The 1686-nt window shown below is 63.0% G+C and carries 1 protein-coding gene; it reads right to left on the reverse strand.

Translation table 11 applies throughout. From position 1 onward, the window contains the following. Positions 1 to 23: 23 nt before the first annotated feature. On the reverse strand, positions 24 to 1643 hold the full coding sequence (locus ACFFWD_RS41215; RefSeq protein WP_376975125.1) for an IS1182 family transposase: 1620 nt from the start codon (positions 1641 to 1643) through the stop codon (positions 24 to 26). Between the last annotated feature and the right edge of the window lie 43 nt (positions 1644 to 1686).

Consider the following 1686-nt stretch of genomic DNA (forward strand, 5'->3'; position numbering starts at 1 on the left):
CGAGGCTGGGCAAGTTGTGGTGATCATCCGACAGGGCTGGGGCCGAAGCGCCTGATCGGGAGCCGCACCGTTATATTTGCCCAAAATGCTTCGAGAAGGAGCTGGAGACAGCCTGCAGGGGCCGGTCGGGCGGCTAAGGGCGATCGGAATGCCTTTGCCATGCAGGCCACGAAGCCCTCGAAGCCCAGGATATTGAGGACGCGCGTGAAGTTGTAGCAGAGTGCCATTAGGCTCCATTCGCCGCGAACCTTGTCGAAGCCGCGAACCAGGAAATGGCGATAGCCGGCGCGGCATTTGAGCGTGCCGAAGGGATGTTCGGCCAGCGCGGCACGGCGGCTCATCAACTCGCCAGCGCCTCGCATCCGCGCCCGATGACGGTCGAGAACGTCTTCGTGCTCCCAGCGCGCGATGGTCCGCGAAGATGCCTTCGGGCTCAGGCAACGTGCGCGTAACGGGCACGTCCTGCAGGTCTTCGTGCTGCTCGCATAGCGGATCTCGATGCGGCCGCTTGCGTTCTGCCAGCGCCGCTCCATCGGACGCAGCAGTTCACTGGCCGGGCAACGGTAGGCATCACCCGCAGGATCGTAACTGAAGTCCTTGAGGCTGAAGCGGCCCTGCTTCTCAAGCCGCCGCTCGTTACCCTCCGGCACCGGCACATAGGCGGTGATGGCATCATCCTCGCACGCCTTCAGCTGCAGGCTGCTGTAGTAGCCCTCGTCGGCCAGCACCTGCAGTGTCTCGGCCTGAAGGGCGTCTTTTGCTGCCTTGGCCATCGCATGAAGCTGGCCGACATCGCTGCTGTCGTTCACCACTTCGTCTGCGACAATGAGCTTGTGCTTGTCATCAATGGCGACCTGCACGTTGTAGCCTGCCACGCCCTGGCCTCCCTTGACCAGAAGGCGGGCGTCCGGATCGGTCAGCGACAGCTGCGTCTCGCCGCTCTCGTCCAGCCGATCAAGATCGGCCTGCGCCCGTGAGCGCTTGGCCATCAACGCCGCGACCTTGGCGCCGACATCGCTGCCATCGCCGCCCCCGCCATGGCCCGGACCATCGGCGCGGTCGGCCTTTGCCTCCGCGGCATCATTGTCCTCAAGGGACTTGCCGTAAGCCTCGATCTCGAGGTCCAGCTTCGCGATCTGTTCGGCGAGCCTCTTGCGCGTGAAGATGGAAGCCTTGCTGGCGTCGCCATGGAAGAACGAGCCGTCAATCGCGACAACTGCTCCGCCGACAAGGCCAAGCTCCCTGATCAGAAGCACGAAGCTGCGGTTCACCGCCTTCAGCGCCTCCCAATTCTCCTTGCGGAAATTGGCGATGGTCCGATAGCCCGGCCTCAAGTTCCTGAGCAACCAGATCAGCTCCAGATTGCGGACAGCTTCCTGTTCCAGCCGGCGCGACGACCTCACCCGGTTGATGTAGCCGTAGAGATAGAGCTTCAACAGGTCGGCGGGGTCGTAGGGCGGCTGTCCCATCTCGTCCGCAGCACGATCCGCATGGCGGAAGCCCAGCTTGGCAAGGTCGAGGGCACCTATGAAGCTCTCGATTGCCCGAACCGGATTGTCCGGCCCGACATAGTCCTCAATCCGCGGCGGAAGGAGACTGGCTTGCTCCCGGCTCTCGCCGGTCTTGAATGGGCGATTCGTCATGAACCGAATCGTACATCAACTCCGCAAAAGACCGAGTTCTTGC

Origin of the sequence: Bradyrhizobium erythrophlei (assembly GCF_042430365.1) — a bacterium.
Lineage (GTDB): Bacteria > Pseudomonadota > Alphaproteobacteria > Rhizobiales > Xanthobacteraceae > Bradyrhizobium > Bradyrhizobium erythrophlei.

Excerpts from the sequence above, each read along its gene's own strand:
- ACFFWD_RS41215 (WP_376975125.1), bottom strand. The coding sequence starts at position 1,643 with ATGACGAATCGCCCATTCAAGACCGGCGAGAGCCGGGAGCAAGCCAGT.